At 44.1% G+C, this 16,306-nt stretch carries 12 protein-coding genes; 3 read left to right on the forward strand and 9 right to left on the reverse strand.

The window, feature by feature from the left end; translation table 11 throughout:
- Positions 1-1,600 precede the first annotated feature (1,600 nt).
- Positions 1,601-2,287 carry a hypothetical protein gene (locus JWG44_RS08180; RefSeq protein ID WP_205274471.1) on the reverse strand — a complete coding sequence of 229 codons (687 nt, stop codon included), beginning with the start codon at positions 2,285-2,287 and terminating at the stop codon, positions 1,601-1,603.
- Between the two features lie 164 nt (positions 2,288-2,451).
- Between JWG44_RS08180 and JWG44_RS08185 the strand changes: the two genes are divergently transcribed.
- Positions 2,452-2,919, forward strand: a complete 468-nt coding sequence (locus tag JWG44_RS08185) for a hypothetical protein (protein WP_205274472.1) — start codon at positions 2,452-2,454, stop codon at positions 2,917-2,919.
- 8 nt (positions 2,920-2,927) lie between these two features.
- A complete protein-coding gene (locus JWG44_RS08190) occupies positions 2,928-3,452 on the forward strand; it encodes a hypothetical protein (protein ID WP_205274473.1) in 525 nt (174 codons plus the stop codon).
- A gap of 719 nt (positions 3,453-4,171) precedes the next feature.
- Here the strand turns inward: JWG44_RS08190 and JWG44_RS08195 are convergent.
- Genes JWG44_RS08195 through JWG44_RS08205 form a run of 3 tightly spaced genes read right to left on the reverse strand, consistent with a single transcriptional unit; the run spans position 4,172 to position 8,932 of the window.
- Positions 4,172-4,648, reverse strand: coding sequence for a tetratricopeptide repeat protein (locus JWG44_RS08195; RefSeq protein WP_205274474.1), 477 nt, complete (start codon positions 4,646-4,648; stop codon positions 4,172-4,174).
- A 35-nt stretch (positions 4,649-4,683) separates the two neighbouring features.
- Positions 4,684-6,588, reverse strand: a complete 1,905-nt coding sequence (gene dxs, locus JWG44_RS08200; RefSeq protein ID WP_205274475.1) for a 1-deoxy-D-xylulose-5-phosphate synthase — start codon at positions 6,586-6,588, stop codon at positions 4,684-4,686.
- A 31-nt stretch (positions 6,589-6,619) separates the two neighbouring features.
- Positions 6,620-8,932, reverse strand: a complete 2,313-nt coding sequence (locus tag JWG44_RS08205) for an adenylate/guanylate cyclase domain-containing protein (RefSeq protein WP_205274476.1) — start codon at positions 8,930-8,932, stop codon at positions 6,620-6,622.
- Between the two features lie 203 nt (positions 8,933-9,135).
- Between JWG44_RS08205 and JWG44_RS08210 the strand changes: the two genes are divergently transcribed.
- Complete coding sequence (locus JWG44_RS08210; protein ID WP_232371547.1) at positions 9,136-9,612, forward strand: DUF1564 family protein; 477 nt, start codon at positions 9,136-9,138, stop codon at positions 9,610-9,612.
- 67 nt (positions 9,613-9,679) lie between these two features.
- On the opposite strand, the gene trpA is transcribed toward JWG44_RS08210, so the two are convergent.
- The 5 genes from trpA to dxr are packed head-to-tail and all read right to left on the reverse strand — an operon-like array spanning position 9,680 to position 16,305.
- The gene (gene trpA / locus JWG44_RS08215) at positions 9,680-10,474 is read right to left on the reverse strand and encodes a tryptophan synthase subunit alpha (protein WP_205274477.1); all 795 of its coding nucleotides are present in this window, start codon (positions 10,472-10,474) and stop codon (positions 9,680-9,682) included.
- Entirely contained in the window at positions 10,471-11,676 is a 1,206-nt protein-coding gene (gene trpB / locus JWG44_RS08220) for a tryptophan synthase subunit beta (protein WP_205274478.1), read from the reverse strand. The genes trpA and trpB overlap by 4 nt, the downstream gene beginning before the upstream one ends.
- A gap of 2 nt (positions 11,677-11,678) precedes the next feature.
- Positions 11,679-13,409 (reverse strand): proline--tRNA ligase, encoded by a 1,731-nt coding sequence (locus JWG44_RS08225; RefSeq protein ID WP_205274479.1) that lies wholly within the window; start codon positions 13,407-13,409, stop codon positions 11,679-11,681.
- A gap of 5 nt (positions 13,410-13,414) precedes the next feature.
- Entirely contained in the window at positions 13,415-15,142 is a 1,728-nt protein-coding gene (locus JWG44_RS08230; RefSeq protein WP_205274480.1) for a site-2 protease family protein, read from the reverse strand.
- Positions 15,136-16,305 carry a 1-deoxy-D-xylulose-5-phosphate reductoisomerase gene (gene dxr, locus JWG44_RS08235; RefSeq protein ID WP_205274481.1) on the reverse strand — a complete coding sequence of 390 codons (1,170 nt, stop codon included), beginning with the start codon at positions 16,303-16,305 and terminating at the stop codon, positions 15,136-15,138. The genes JWG44_RS08230 and dxr overlap by 7 nt, the downstream gene beginning before the upstream one ends.
- Position 16,306 lies beyond the last annotated feature (1 nt).

Raw genomic sequence — 16,306 nt, forward strand, 5'->3', positions numbered from 1 at the left:
CAAACTTCGCATAAATGAAACGAATTGTATAATCGAGGGTTTGCTGATATCAGAATGTTGGAACTACAACAACGATCATCTTCTTTGAAATTCCGCGTTTAGGCGAACTTCGCATAAGTCGCGCCGCTGGTTGGAAGATAAACCTGGTCCAACCTTTTTGTCGGAACTCCTATGAACCATTATCTTTAAAACGCTGCATTTAGGCGAACTTCGTATAAGTCGAATATGAATTTGAGAAGTAGAAACTCCAAGTCGGATTATAAGTTCAAGGTAGATTAAATTTTGCGAACTTTTCGTGTTTATACGAACTTCGTATAAGTCGCACGTCTAAACATTTTTGCAAGTTTATTTGTCGGAGCTCCTACGAATCATTATCTTTAAAACGTTGCGTTTAGGCGAACTTCGGAAAACTTCAATCATAAGATAGGAGGCCAGGTTTTGTTCGTCGGAACTACGACGATCATCCTCTTTGAAATTCCGCGTTTATACGAACTTCGCATAAGCTTCGTATGTGGGCATCGTTTTTCTTGGATCTGAATTCTAAGATTGAAAGTTATTTCCGTGATCTATAAATAACTCGAAAAAAAAAAGAAAAACTCGTTAGTTTTTCCATAAAAATTCAAATCAAAAACGATTAAACTATCAGCGCTCGAATTCTACTCGAATCAAGAAATCATAAATAGAAAGGTTAGAATGAGATCCTCTTTCTTCCTGAAAAAACGATTGAACAAACGAAATAAGAATAGAAGTTGAATTGAGTATTATGAAAACACAGAAAATGATCGCACTTACGGATTCAATTTCTGCGCTACTTGCAGGAATTTTCACGTTAACATTCTCTTCCTTTCTTTTCGAATGGTATCATTGGGATCTTAGTCTAATTTTTTTCATCGGTGCCGTTAATATTATCTACGGGCTTTATTCCGGATTTATAAGTCTCCGCTTACTATCGGAAAATAGTGTCGCTAAAGAAATCGTGATTTTCTTAATTATTGCGAACAGTCTTTGGGCAGGTCATTGTTTTACTCAAATTGTATTTCTACAAAGCAATTCTTCTATTTTTGGTCTTTTTCATCTCGGATTCGAAGCGCTCTATGTCCTTAGCTTAGCTTATTTGGAAGCTAAAATTCTACTTCCTAATTCCAAATAACGTCAAAAACGATTCTCTTTATTTTAAAAATTTTATTTCTTTGGCGAAGTATGGAGTTGATATCTAAAATTAGAATATTAAAATTTTTGAATTCTCCTCTTATCGAAGCTTCAAATCCAAAATATCAATCAATCTTGCTTGATATGTAAATTTTCGAAGTTGTTTTCATCCTTTCGCGACAGACTTAAAATGAGTTCAAGGATCTCTTAGAAAAAAAAGTTACACAGAAATCGAACGTCTGAAAAAAAAACCAATTTCGAACAAAACGCAGGACAGACCAAAATTTCGCATCATAAGTAACCCCAAACATTAACCGAGTTTCCCGCTTTTCAAAATATGAAATTATAATTTTCGACAAATTAAAACCGGGTTTATTAAAAAAGGATAAACTCTCCCTTTTTAATGATTCGAAGTTCTTTGTTTCTTCTGTTAGAAATTGAAAATTACTTTTTAGATATCTTCCAAAAGATACGGACGTGTGTATTCTCGGATAATCTCCACGACAAAACGTCCCCAACTTTTAGGATCATTCTGAGAAATTTCAATTTGTTTGATCTTGGGAAAGTAAGGCTGTGGTTTAAAAAGACTGTGAGAGAGTTCGATTGCGCGAAGATAATTGTCGACCCTCTTGACTCGGACAAAGTTCAAAAGTTCGGCCTGGACTTGGCTCTGAGGTATATAACCGACGATGATGAGTTTTGGAAAAAGGGATTTTTTCAAAAGATTGATAAATTCTCCAAAACTATCCACACGATCGATAAATCCTTCGTAGGCTCCTCCTCCAAGGTTCATAATCTGAGTTACGATATCCATCGTAAACGAGACCCCTTCTGCGGAAGTCATATCGGAGATGATTACAATTCCTTCGTCCGGCTGAAACGTCTTAAACATCTGATTCCCTTTGAATTGTCTCCTCAGAAGTTTTGCAGCGGAAATGTCAATTTCAGCTGCTTTTGCAAAAAGGGCTTTTCCATTTGAATCCAAAATCGGTTCTCTTGTTATAAGATATCTCTTTTTCGCTGCGTTCTGATTCATCACTCGGAACGCTTTTACTTTTTCTTCTATCTCGTCCAGAGAACAGTATCCAATCTTTAGTACGTTCTCTCTTGACCTTTTCTCTAACTCTGTATCTTCCATTTGAAGTTTTAGGGATGGTACGACTCGATTATCGAGATCCGAACTAGTTACCCTTATCCCATTTTATCATAACATTTAATTTATTTTGAACAACTCACTTCTCGACAATCGAGAAACAAGATTAAAACACTTGCGCCTTATTTCCATTTTTTCTGAATGGAAGCATGCATCCGGAAACGGAAAAATTGTCCCGATTTCGCTTCTTTTTACGGATTGCGAAGATTCTTCCGGTACTGATTCTACTTTCCACTCTTTTTTCTTGCGAGTCCGTAGAATTTATCCCGGAAACCGTTCTTAGAGAAGAATTCGGTTTTTCTCATAAGTCCTCTTGGGAAGAAATCGAAATCCGAAATTCTTCTCCTCCAAAACCATATCGAACTTACGGGAAAATTCTCATCCGAACTTTTGTCAACGGAAAGGTTCCCGATTATCTTATTTCCAATCTCAAAAAAGAACTCTTCGAGAATCATATGGACGGCGTTATCTTTACAGGAAAGGGGATCGTGAACGTCCCCCCCACTCTTCTTCAATCCGGAAACGGAGACGGAAACACCGTTGCGATCGGTTACATGAATAACGAAATGGGAGTAATCGAAGGGGTGGCTTATCGATATAAGGAAGACAGGAGGTAAACTCATTTATGAGTGAAAAAAGCCAAAACTCTCCGCGTCGATTTAATAGCGAGATCTATGTTGATTCCGAAGATCGTTGGATCTTTAACGGGAATCGAATCGTTCAAAAAGAAGTTCTTAACTACTTTCGCAAAAATCTTCGCGAAGACGAATTCGGAATTTTTATAGACAATCGTTTTGGAGAACTTTCCGAGAACGGTTATTTGGAATTAGACGGCTATCCGATTCATCTCACTTCCTGTAAAGAATCCGATCACACGTTAGTCTTTCTTTCGGAATCGGATGTTTCCTTTTCGCTTGAAAACCTCTTCTTTGCCTTAGACACGAAAGGTTTCCTCTTCGCAAGAACGGCGGAGAATCACAAATTAAAATTCAGACCGGATCGAAATTGTCTTTCCGATCTCAGCGTTTTCCTGGAAGAAACGAAGAATGGAATCGAAATCCATTTTCATGGCAAAAGAATTCCCATTCCTGACTCCGGAGAATCACCTAAGGTGCCCGTTCCAATTGAATTCAGGTCTCCTATCTCTTAAAAATTAAGATGAGAAATGAAATCCTCCTTCCATTTCTCCCTGTGAACTTTTTATACGAACTTCGCGTAATCCGATTGGTGATTGGAGTTTAAATCAGATTCTTCCAGCCCTTTCGTCGGAACTACGACAGATGATTTTCACGGAAACTCTGCGTTTAGGCGAACTTCACGTAATTGGAGCGAACTGTGAAATCGGGGTTGGCGATATAAAAATTGTCGGAACTCCAACAATCATTTATCTCGGAAATTTCGCGTTTAGGCGAATTTCGCGTAATTGAAGCGAACTGTGAAATCGGGGTTGTGATGATATCGAGAATGTTGGAACTCCTACAATCAATTTTTCACGGAAACACGCGTTTAGGCGAACTTCGCGTAATTGGAGCCTATGTTCCTTAACCGCATTCCTTTTAATTTATGCGCTTTTGGACCAGCTTTGCGTTTGGTTACAAAGAAACTCGAGAACCCTTTCCTGAAAATTTTTTCTTTAGAAGTTTGGTCTTTTCCTCAGAGTTGAATCGATATTTCGCGGCGTAAAACCGGTTCTCGAGTTTTTGAAAACTCAAATTCCGTCTTCGAATGCGTGAGCGATCGTAGCGGAAATACTGCAATGCGCCATTTTGAAAGTGACCTTCTTAGTTTTTTAAAAAACGTTTCGATGGCGCTTTGCAGATTGGAGCGTAGAGCGCGACTCTGCGTAGCAGAGGCACGCCCAAAAAAAGATTATATCGTGGATCCCAATTCTTCTTTGAGTTTTCTCGCTTCTTCAAAGTCGGGTTTGATTTGTATCGCTCTATGTAAATACTGCAAGGAACGTTCGGGGCGATTCCAGATTTTATAGAGAGTTGCCAGGTTATAGAGGGAAATATGCGGGGCATCGTTTAAGTCGCATCGGAGAGATTTTTTCAACCAATACACGGCTTCGGTTTCCTTTCCGGCTCTTAAGAGTATAATGCCGATTTCATTACAGGGATTTCCGTAGTTCTGATTGACCTCTACGGATTTGTAAAAATGAAGAAGCCCTCTCTCGTGGTTTCCCTTTTGATTCTCCATAAGACCTAAAAAGAAATATGCCTCGTGGTGATCCTCTTCTTCCAGTGTGAGTTTGAACAGGTATTCGGCTCTATCAGAGTCGCCCGTCTTGTAAAAATATTTTGCCGCTTCCAGAAAATCAGAGGGAGTAAAGTTGTCCAATTCCATAACCCGTTTTTACTTTGATTTTCGGTTTGGAATCACTAAGGCTTGATTAAGTTTTTTCTCAAGGCCTCAGCCACCGTTTCCGCGATCGACGGGGCATCCAATTTGTAAGCTTGGAAAATTTCCTTTCTCTCTCCGTGATGGATCGGCTCGGGAGGAAATCCGAATGTTTTGATGTATTTCGATAAATGTTCCGGTGAAATCCGATTGAGCAGATACCCGGAGGCTCCCGCATCCACATAACTCTCGTCTAAGATCGCAAATTGTCTTACGTTCGATATTTCTTCATTCAAAGCCTCCGTTCCGAGCGGTCTCAGCCAAACGAGATCGATCAGGGTGACGCTCAATCCGGAAGATTCTAAGATTTCCGCAGCCTTTTGGGCTTCTTCCAACATGGATCCAATCGATAATAATGCGACATCGGTTCCTTTTTTAAGAACCCGAAACGTTCCCGGTACCAATTCGGGTTCTCTGTAAAAATCCAAACTTTTGATCTCCACACTCGCCTTCGGAAATCGAATTGCAATCGGTTCCTGTTCATAGTGTTCCATAAGTCTGAGCGAGTCTATCAAGTCTTGTCCATTGGAAGGAACAAATACGTCCATATGAGGTAATCCTAAAAGATAACTCAGATCGAATAAACCCTGATGGGTTTCTCCGTCCGGTCCCACACACCCGGCGCGGTCTATCACAAAACGAACCGGAAGATTCATCAGAGATACGTCTTCTACAAGCTGATCCATTCCTCGGGTTAAAAAGGTAGAATAAATACACATATACGGAATCACGTTTCCGTTGGTCATCGCCCCCGCAAACGCAACGGAATGTTGTTCCGCAATCCCCACGTCGAATAAATGGTCCGGATATTTTTCAGCGTATTCTTTGAGTCCGCTTCCTTCGATCATCGCCGGTGTGATCGCCGCAATCTTCGGATTTTTTTCGGTAAGAATCGTGAGCATTTTTCCCACGATCTTACTATAGGCAATCTTGGTCGAATCCCCGCTCTCCATAGCTCCGTCTTCTTTCCGAAACGGGGTTACACCGTGATATTTGATCGGATCCCTTTCCGCAGGGTCGTATCCCTTCCCTTTTTGTGTGATTATGTGAAGTAAGATAGGCCCCTTCATCTTTTTCACTTTTTCGAGCATCTTCACAAGTCTGATTACGTCGTGTCCGTCTTCCGGTCCTATGTATCCGAACCCTAAATCTTCGAAAAGGCCGCCCGGAGTGAGGACGTCCTTGAATCCCTTCTCCACCTTCTTAAAAAATCTCTCTGTTGCCGGCCCTATGATCGGAAGCCATTTTAAGAATGTATAAAAAATTCTCTTCCAGTGGTTGTAAAAATGCGATGTGATGATGTTGTTGAGATAGTTGGATATGGATCCTACGTTTTTGGATATCGACATGTAGTTATCGTTTAGTATGACGATCATGTCCTTTTTTAAATGTCCCGCGTGGTTCATCGCTTCGAGCGCCATTCCGGTCGCGATCGAGGCGTCTCCTATGATGGCGACTACGTTGTAATCCCCTCCGGTCAAATCCCTCGCCGCGGCTTCGCCGAGCGCCTGAGAAATGGAAGTCCCCGCGTGTCCGGTATTGTAGAGATCGTAAGGTGATTCTTCCCTTTTTGGAAATCCGGAAAGCCCGTTGAATTTTCGAACCGTGTTGAGTCGGTCCTTTCTTCCGGTTAGTATTTTATGCGGATAGGTTTGATGTCCTACATCCCAGACCAGTCTGTCCTTCGGGGTATCAAACACATAGTGAAGAGCGACCGTGAGTTCTACGACTCCCAGATTGCTCGCGAAATGTCCGCCCACTCCCGAAAGAGTGTCGATGATATAATTCCGAACCTCTTCGCATACCACCGGAAGTCTTTCCAGTGGGACACTTCTGAGATCGGCCGGATAGTTGATTCTATCCAGCAGAGTTGGTTCCTGTTGCATGAAAACTTTCTATTCTAATTTTATAAAATTCTCAGCTCGCCTGCAATGGTTTTCTTAATAGTTTTAGGTCTTCCTCGTTCACCAAATCCAGAAGTTCATAGATCCGAACCGGCTGAGTCTTCCCCTTTACCTTAATCAAGTCCAGTTCTCTTGCGATGATCCTGTCCTTTACCTTTTCGTAGGTGTACTCAGAGATGATGATATGGGTCCCGTATTCCTTATTCGTTCCTTCCAATCTGGATCCAAGGTTGATGGTGTCTCCCATACAGGTGTAATCCATCCTGTGGGAACTCCCCATGTTTCCGACGACCGCAGGCCCCGAATTGAGTCCGATTCCTATATCCATTTGAGGCAGATCCCGAGCTTTCCACTCTTCCTTGAGAGTTGCGAGTCTTCTCATCTGAGCCAGTCCCGCCGCACATCCATAGTAAGCGTGGTCTTCCAGAGGCACGGGCGCCCCCCAAAATGCCATGATCGCATCCCCCATGTATTTATCAATCGTTCCCTTGAATTCAATGATGATCTCAGTCATCTCCGATAAGTATTGGTTCAGGAATTGAACGAGTTCCTCCGGTCCCATTTTTTCCGACATCGTCGTAAATCCGCGGATATCCGAGAAGAAGATCGTAATATCCCGTTTCGATCCTCCCAAGTTGAGATTCTCCGGATTCTTAAGTAACTCGTCCACAACGTCCTTGGATACGAATTTGGAGAATGTGCTTCGGATGTATTTTACGTTCTCTTCTTCCGTCAAAATTCTAAATCCTATCAGACCGATAAAGATAAACAACTGCTCTAAAATCACCGAAGGATAGAGATGCACCAAATTGAATTCCGAAAAATTCACCAAAGTTACTACGGAATAGAGAAACGCAGTCGCTAAGAAGAAGATAAAAGCAAGCCAGGTCTTCAGTCGCGGTTGTATGATTCCCGCTAAAATTCCGACTATGATAAGAATTAAGAATTCTCCCCAGAGCGGTAATTCAAAGAGAAAGTCTTGATTGAGAATCGTGTTGATCGCGGCTGCGTGGTGTTCGATCCCGGACATATCGCCGAATGGTGATAAGTGAGTATCCTTTGCAGCCCCGGCTCCAGTCGCATAATACATCGCCACAAGAAAGATCGTGTTCTGAAACTGAGATGCCGTCTCTTCGTTCCATTCCGTGGACGCCTCGAAAATCTCATGAGCTCGGAAGGAATAAAGTCCGCCCGGAAAATTGATCTGCATCTGTCCGTCTTCGTCGATAGGAATTTTGATCTCTCTTTTCTCGTTCGGACGATTCATGATGTCCTTGGTTTCCATCTTCAAAGACTTTCGATTGAAACTCGTGAGCGTTTTCTGAGGTATGTTTTTGATCTTCACATACTTCCCCATCACGACTTCCACGTCCCTTTTTACGTCGACTCCGAGATAATTGCAGGCGATCATCAAGTCGATCGAAGGATAGTATTCGGTTTCTCTCAAAGGTCCGGCATTCAGCAGTTTTGCGACCAAGGGCATTCTTCTGTTGAGCCCACTTTCGTCTTTTTTAATATTCGCAAATCCTAATCCGGATGCCTTGTCCGCTACGGGTTCGATCGGCGGTTGCGGAAATTTCAACCAGGATCTTCCGAGCTCTCCCGGATCTTCCACATTCTCCAATTTGAATTTTCTCAAGACGTCGATTCGATTCTCCAGATTGAGGATCGAACTTTTGGATTCTAAACTGGTTTCCATAGGGTAGTCAAACATGACCTGCGGATTTTTGGCCAATGCTTCCGCCATCTCTTCCGTCTGTCCCGGTTTGTAATCCACGAAGAAAATATCGAACATGAGCTGATTCGACGTATTCTTAAATATGTCTATTATGTTTGCGTAATATTTCCAAGGAAGCGGCCATCTTCCCTGCAATTTTTCCAAGGAAGTCGTCGTGATCCCGATGATCTGGATGTCCTGTCTCGCTCCCGGCGGAGGATTGTAACGTGTGTATTCTATCGTTCCCTCCTCCGATTCTTTCTCGCTCTTGTTGACCCCCGCTCTTAAAAGCGTAAATCTCCAGGATACGGAGGATTCCTCCAACTCGGAAAGCGGTGTGAAGATCTGATAGAGAAAAAACATCACCAGTGATACTACTACCGCAAGCCAGATACTTCCGGATCTCTGTTTGTCCGGTGTGTTCTCCGCGATAAACTTGTAGATCGGATACGCGGACAAAATGAGCGCCGCGAATCCGCCTAAGAGAAATTCAGTATTCTGGGAATAGTTCGGGAAGAATGCAGTAAAACTGATGAGAAGGATTCCTAAAATTCCTAAAATGATAAAGAGTATCTGTATGGGTGTGATCTTAAATTTGGCTTCGCTCATTGTTTCCTCCGGGAAGAGATCGGGGATCAGTATCCAATCGGTCTGAGTTTCGTCAATATTTTCCGGTTTCGCTCGTCCCTCTTCTAGGGTGTTTTCGTTTTTTGTTTCGTTTTTTCGGTCTTTTACAGTTCCCTATTTCACTTTTTGTCAATTTTTTGGAGGTTTTCGTCTCCGAGCGTTTTTCTTTGGGAACCGTCCTTGGTATGAGGAAGTCTTCTCTGCGATCGGGCTTTGCTTCTTGTGAGATTCGGAAGAAAGGGCATCTTTGCACCCTTTTGATTCCGGAGGGGTTTGTGGTGTCAAATGGCTTAAAGGCGAGATTTTTGAGGCTGTCTCTGAGACGCCTTTTAGTTCGGTTTGACGAGGTTTTGATTCGAAAGAAGTTTTTAGGGAAGAGGTTGGTTTATGCGAGATACCAAGAGGAAAATCTCAACCTTAGAAAGATGAACTTTCGTCCTTTTGAAGAGGATTGGGTGAAATTAGGAATTCTGGCCTGGGGGTTGGGGGTATCTCGTTGCCTTCTCTTTTCAATTTTATTAGAATTGGACTGTGACCAGGAAATCTGCCCTGAAACCAAATCGAATGGAGTTCCAACAGAACTTTCTATCACTAGAAAAGTAATCTTCTTAAAAAAGGAAATCACAAGCCAAATTCGCAAATCTCGAACTCACCCATCTTAGAAAATTCTTTTCTTCGATCAAACTCCCTTCAAAAACCAATCTCCCAAAAACGGGAGTCGATTTCCCATTACCTCATAGAAGAACGAATCTCAGACGCATACGCAAATAACTTCTCCGCACAGCTCTCGCGATTACTCCCAAACTCTTCGATGATCCTCTGGACAGCGGAACCGATAATCACACCGTCCGCGTATCTCGAAATCTCCTTAGATTGATCCGCAGTGGAAATACCAAAGCCAGCACAAACAGGAAGAGAAACTACTTTTTTAACAAATTTGATTCTTTCTTCCAAGCCATCCGCAAGGGCTCTTCTTTCACCCGTAACACCGTAAGAAGTCACATAGTAGATAAAGCCGGAAGCGAGAGATTTCATCGAACGAATTCGATCTTCCGTCGTCGCCGGGGTAACGAGGTGGATGAAGTCGATCTTTCTCTTCTCGAGTTGTGTGAAGAATTCTTCCGCCTCCGGGGTATCGTATGGGAGATCCGGGATGATCAGACCCTGGATTCCGGAATTCTTAGCGGTTTCCGCAAAAGATTCCAAACCCATAGAATACAAAGGATTAAAATAGGTCAGGTAGACAAGCGGAGTTTCAGGATGAAGTTTGTGAATCTCTGCGGTCACATCCAAAATTTTCTTCATCGAAAAAGGATGAGCCAGGGCTCTTTTAAAAGCCTTCTGAATCACAGGACCGTCGGCAACGGGATCAGTAAACGGGATTCCCAATTCTAAGATTCCGGCGCCGCCACGAATGAGGGCATCGGCCCAAACGACGGAAGAATCATAATCGGGATCGCCTAACGAGATATAGGGGATAAAAACACTTTTCTCATCCGAGAATACGGCGGATATTGCGCTCAAGAAAATTCTCCTTTTCTCAGTCTCGCCACTTCGGCGACGTCCTTGTCCCCTCTTCCTGACAAACAAATCAGAATGTCTTCTTTTTTTCCCATTTCTTTCGCAAGAGATTTAGCGTATTGGAACGCGTGTGCGGTTTCCAACGCGGGAATGATACCTTCGATCCTACAAACTTCCAAGAAGGCGTCTAACGCACCTTCGTCATTTACGTTCGCGTAAGTGACTCTTCCGCTCTTGCTCAAATACGCGTGTTCAGGTCCCACTCCCGGATAATCCAGACCAGCGGAGACGGAATGAGCGGGAACGATCTGACCGAATTCATCTTGGATCACGAGCGTTTTGGTTCCGTGTAAGAATCCAGTCTTTCCAAAGGCCATCGTTGCAGAGTGAGAACCGGGTGTAGAAGAATAACCTCCGGCCTCAACGCCATAAAGTTTTACCTTTTTATCTTTGAGAAAACCGTAAAACATCCCGATCGCATTGGAGCCTCCGCCCACACAGGCGACGACCGCATTCGGAAGTTTTCCATTCTCTTTTTTGAATTGTTTTCTGGATTCGATTCCGATCACGGATTGAAAATCTCTTACGATCGACGGGAACGGATGCGGCCCGATGGAGGAACCCACGATATAATGTGTATTAGAAACATTTAAAGCCCAGTCTCTCATCGCTTCGCTCGTCGCGTCTTTGAGAGTGGCGGTTCCTGCAGAAACTCCGACCACCTTTGCGCCCATCATTCTCATCCGGATCGCGTTGAGTTCCTGGCGACGTAAATCTTCGTCTCCCATATAAACGACGGTTTCCATTCGAAACATAGCGCCGACGGTCGCGGTAGCCACTCCGTGCTGACCCGCTCCGGTTTCGGCGATGATTCTTGTTTTGCCCATCGCTTTTGCGATCAGAACCTGGCCGATGGTGTTGTTGATCTTATGAGCGCCGGTATGATTGAGGTCTTCTCTTTTGAGCCAGATTCTCGCACCTCCCCAAGCCTTCGTCAGGCGTTCCGCATACGTCAATGGAGAAGGTCTTCCGATGTAATTCTTGCGATAGTATTCGAGTTCTTTTTTGAAGTGTTTGTTTTTCTTTAACTTCTTATACGTGGCTTCGAGTTCCACAAGAGCGTCGTGAAGAATTTCGGGAGAATAACGTCCTCCGAATTCTCCAAAGTATCCTTCCTTCTCGGAATGTTTTGATTCTTTTCCCATACCTACCCCAGCTCGGCAAAAAGTTCTTGGCGAAGCGATTCTACTCGGCTCGTGAAATCTTCGAAATCGGTAAAAACAAAGGATTCTTCTTTGTCCTTTTTGCGGTTGTAGATCGAAACTTCCCCGTTTTCGAAGAATTTTTTTCCGATCGTAACTCGGATCGGAAAACCGATCAGCTCGGAATCTTTCAGTTTAAATCCGGGTCCGAGGTCGCGGTCGTCCCAGAAAACTTCGACACCTTCGTTTTTTAGAATATTATAAAATTCTTCAGCTTTTGCGTGTTGTTCTTCGCCTTTTGTGATGCTCACGAGGGTCACTTCAAAAGGAGCGATGCTGATCGGCCAAAAAATTCCCTTATCATCGTTGCATTGTTCGATGACGGTGGCGAGAGTTCGATTCACCCCGATCCCGTAACAACCCATCGTAAGAGTTCTCGCTTTTCCGTTCTGATCCAGGACTTGAATCCCGAAAGCCTTCGTATATTTATCTCCGAGTTTGAAAATATGTCCGACCTCGATTCCTTTTTCTGCCTTTAAGGGAGAATTACAATTCGGACAAAGATCGCCTTCTCTTGCTAATGCGACATCCGCAAAATCCGGAAGATTGGAGATTTCCTTTTCCAAGATAAAACCTTGGGTATGAAGATCTTCCTTTCCGGCGCCGACCACATACGGAAAGTTTTTCTGCAAAGAACGATCGTATAAAACTTTTACTTTTTCGTTCGGTGCAATCGGCTGAATAAAACCGGGAACGAGTTCGAGCTCTCTGAGTTCGGAATCACTCATCGGCTCCGTATCCACGATTCTCAAGAGGGAATGAAGTTTGTGGAGATTGAGTTCCAGATCTCCGCGCAAATACACGAGAATCTTTTTTTTCTCCGATTTCAAAGCCACCGCTTTGATCGTTTCCTTCGCGGAAATTCCGAGGAGTTGGCTTACTTCTTCGATCGTTTTTTTTCCGGGAGTTGCGACTTCTTTTTTTTCGGGAAACGAAGAAGGAAGATTCTCTTTTTCTAATACAAGAGGAGTTTTTTCGCTGTTGGAACTATAATCGCATTTTGCACAGAGAAGTAGGGTTTCCTCTCCGATCGGAGATACTACCATAAATTCTTCGGAAGCGGAACCGCCCATACTTCCGGAATCCGCGAGAACAGGAATGGTCTTGAGTCCGCAGCGATCGAACATCTTCCTATAAGCGATTCTCATAGCCTGATAGGTTTCGTCCAAAGAAGCCTCGTCGAGATGGAAAGAATATGCATCTTTCATAATAAACTCTCTCGAACGGATCACCCCGAATCGAGGACGGATCTCGTCCCGAAACTTTGTCTGAATCTGATAGACGTTGATCGGAAGATCTTTATACGACTTTAAAAGCGGTTTTACGAGATAACTAAAGGATTCTTCGTGAGTGGGTCCGAGGGCGTATTTGAGATCGTGGCGATCTTGGATCCGAAACATTTCCTTTCCCATCGCACTCCATCTTCCGCTCTGTTCCCAGAGTTCCGAAGGAGTTAAAATCGGAAGGTCGAATTCCAAGGCCCCGGTCGCGTTCATTTCTTCCCTGACGATCTCTTTGATCTTTTGAAGAATTCTCACACCAAGAGGAAGATAGAAGTAAAGACCGGCGGAGGACTTTCGAACCAAACCGGCGCGGATCATCAGACGGTGGGACGCGACGACCGCGTCCGCAGGATTTTCTTTTTCTGTGGGTAAAATATATTTCGATGCTTTCATGCGTTTTAGAAAAATCGCGTTACATCGTTGAAGGTGACGTAGAGTCCGAGCCCCAATAAGAATAAAAACCCGATTCTAAAGATGGACTCGATCACTTTTCCCGGAAGAGGTCTTCCGGTGATCGCTTCATACGCGTACAATACGATATGTCCACCGTCCGCCATCGGAATGGGAAGTAAATTCATTATCATCAGAGCGATCGAGATCCTCGCGACAAACTCCAAGTAAGTTTCCCAACCGATTTCCAAACTGATCCCCGCATACGATACGATTCCAACCGGTCCGGAAAGACTGTCCTTTACGGAAAGAATTCCGGAGAACAACATCCCGATTCCTTTGAGAGTGGTTTCCACATTCTCATAGACGTCGGTTCCTGCGACTACGAAGGATTCTAAAAATCCGAGTTCTCTCGCCATCGGTTCCGGATGAAACTTCATGTTCGGTCTAAAACCCAGAAGTCCGATCGGTCTGACCTTCGGCTCGGCTTCGAGTCTCAGATTTCCCATGTCTACGGTAACGGATTCTCCGTTTTTATTCTTCACGTATGCGAGAAGTTCTTCAAAGCTCGGAAAGGTTTTTCCGTCCACTGCCAAGTTCAGAAGTTTTTGTCCGAGCTCCGGATCGTAACTTGCGAACTGATACGATTCGAGTCCGAGTTCGGGAAATTTTTTGTCTTTTAGATTCTTAAATTCTAATATGTTTGCTCCGAGTACGGGAACGTCCACGTTTGCGATTTCGGTGGACCAAGGATTGACCAGAGGATACGTCTTACGATCGACGACGATCTTCACCGTTTGATTCTGATATTCGCCTAGAATTTTCTGGAGTTCTCCAACGGTCGAAACGGATCTTCCGTTGATCGTCTGAATCACGTCTCCGTCGTTCAAGTAAGTCAAAGCGCGGGAACGAAGAAGATTTTCTTTTTCTTCCTTCTCCTTTTCCAAAAGAATTTCCGCCGGAATATCCCTTCCTTCCACGGCTTTTTTCAGACGTTCTTGGTAATAGTTCTCGGCTTCGTGGGTTTTGTCCAACTTGGAAGAAAGCCAGTGCTGGAATTGTTCGGAATAACTAAAGGTCGCGACGACCCTTCTTTCACCGAAGGGTTCGACTCCGATGGTCGGAATTCCGGAAGCGCGTTTCGGGTTGTAGACAATCCTAGGAGTTACGATCCATTCCAACTTCTTTCCTTCTCTTTCCCCTTCGAGCTTCAAGGCTTCTCCCGAAGAAAGTCCGACTCCGGTTACGATGTCCTCGAACTTTTCGGTTTTGTTTCCGTTGATGCTAAGAATCCGGTCCCCCGTCCTAAGTCCGGATTGATACGCGGCGGAGAATTCCTGATCGGCAGGATCGATAAAGATTCGATTTCCCGGAGGATTGTGTCCGAGAAAATTCAAAAAGAGTAATAAACCAAAACCGAGAAACAAATTGAAAAGAGGACCGCCGAGCACCGGGATCATTCTTTTGAGAGGAGGAGTGGATAACAATTCTCCGGGTTCTCCTTTGATTTCTCCGCCGTAGTCGTCGCCTTTAAAAAGAACGTATCCGCCGACCGGAATCGCGGTGATCTGGTAAGTGGTTTCACCCACTTTTTTTTTCCAGATTCCTCTTCCGTATCCGATCGAAAAGATTCTCGCCTTCACACCGACGAGCATTCCACAGAGAAGGTGTCCCAGCTCGTGGATAAAAATAGAAATAGCCAACATAAATACGGCGCCTAATACCATGATCAACATGCGGATACAGCCTTCCTTGATTTCAGATTTCCGACGGTCTCCCTGGCAACTCGATCTGCGTCTTCGTAACCTTCCAGGGTGTCAGGATACGTGATTGGAATTTCGTCTAACGCGGCGGAGATGTATTTGGGAATTTCCACAAAACGAATCTCGTCTTTTAAAAACAATTCTACCGCAACTTCGTTGGCCGCGTTAAAAATGGAAGGAGCCGTTCCGCCCGCCTTACCCGCTTCGAACGCAAGCGCCAAACCCGGATAACGTTTTCTATCCGGTTCTCTAAATTCCAGTTTTCCCCAATCTTTCGAAGGATGAGACCGTAAAATCTTGGGCACCGGTTCCGGATGAAAGAGAGAATGTGCGATCGGAAAGATCATATCCGGATAAGAAGCATAAACAAAGGAAGCGCCGTCTTTCAATTCTACGATTCCATGAGCGATACTCTGTGGATGAACTACAACTCCGATCTTTTCGTAAGGGAATCCGAAAAGAAAATGAGCTTCGATGACTTCGAGCCCCTTGTTGATCATTCCGTTGGAATCGACCGTGATCTTCGGCCCCATACTCCAGGTCGGATGATGAAGCGCCTGCTCTTTAGTGATGGACGACAACTGATCGATCGGCATATCCCGAAACGAACCGCCCGAAGCCGTGAGAATGATTTTTTCCACCGCGTTTCTATTTAAGGACTCCAGAAGTTGGAAAAGGGCGTTGTGTTCCGAATCGACCGGAACCACTTTTGTATCGTGTTTACGAATGAGAGAATTGATCAGAGGACCGGACGTGACTAACGTTTCTTTATTAGCGATTCCTAATCTTTTTCCCGAAGTGATCGCGGCGATCGTAGGACGCAAACCCACGGAACCGACGATGGCCGTGATTACGATTTCTACGGAAGAATCTTTGACAAGATCGATGAGCGCGGATTCTCCATAAAGAATTTCAGTCTTTCCGATTTTATTTCCGAGCATCGAACGATCGGCCGTCGCCGAGCTGACACAAATGACCGAAGGAGAAAATTCCTTCTGAATCTCCAGAGCTTTCTGGAGATTGGAATGAACGCTGAAAGAATGAAGTCTAAATTCTTCCGGGTAAGCGCGCAGAACCTTAAGAGTGGATTCTCCTACCGAACCCGAAGCGCCCAGAAGACAGACGGAGGTTGCCATA

It is taken from the genome of Leptospira ainazelensis (genome assembly GCF_016918785.1).
GTDB classification, from domain to species: Bacteria; Spirochaetota; Leptospiria; order Leptospirales; family Leptospiraceae; genus Leptospira; species Leptospira ainazelensis.

Excerpts from the sequence above, each read along its gene's own strand:
- JWG44_RS08180 (WP_205274471.1), bottom strand. The coding sequence starts at position 2,287 with ATGGAAGATACAGAGTTAGAGAAAAGGTCAAGAGAGAACGTACTAAAG.
- trpB (WP_205274478.1), bottom strand. The coding sequence starts at position 11,676 with ATGGGAAAAGAATCAAAACATTCCGAGAAGGAAGGATACTTTGGAGAA.
- JWG44_RS08185 (WP_205274472.1), top strand. The coding sequence starts at position 2,452 with ATGCATCCGGAAACGGAAAAATTGTCCCGATTTCGCTTCTTTTTACGG.
- JWG44_RS08205 (WP_205274476.1), bottom strand. The coding sequence starts at position 8,932 with ATGAGCGAAGCCAAATTTAAGATCACACCCATACAGATACTCTTTATC.
- JWG44_RS08195 (WP_205274474.1), bottom strand. The coding sequence starts at position 4,648 with ATGGAATTGGACAACTTTACTCCCTCTGATTTTCTGGAAGCGGCAAAA.
- dxs (WP_205274475.1), bottom strand. The coding sequence starts at position 6,588 with ATGCAACAGGAACCAACTCTGCTGGATAGAATCAACTATCCGGCCGAT.
- JWG44_RS08210 (WP_232371547.1), top strand. The coding sequence starts at position 9,136 with ATGAGGAAGTCTTCTCTGCGATCGGGCTTTGCTTCTTGTGAGATTCGG.
- JWG44_RS08225 (WP_205274479.1), bottom strand. The coding sequence starts at position 13,409 with ATGAAAGCATCGAAATATATTTTACCCACAGAAAAAGAAAATCCTGCG.
- dxr (WP_205274481.1), bottom strand. The coding sequence starts at position 16,305 with ATGGCAACCTCCGTCTGTCTTCTGGGCGCTTCGGGTTCGGTAGGAGAA.
- JWG44_RS08190 (WP_205274473.1), top strand. The coding sequence starts at position 2,928 with ATGAGTGAAAAAAGCCAAAACTCTCCGCGTCGATTTAATAGCGAGATC.
- JWG44_RS08230 (WP_205274480.1), bottom strand. The coding sequence starts at position 15,142 with ATGTTGATCATGGTATTAGGCGCCGTATTTATGTTGGCTATTTCTATT.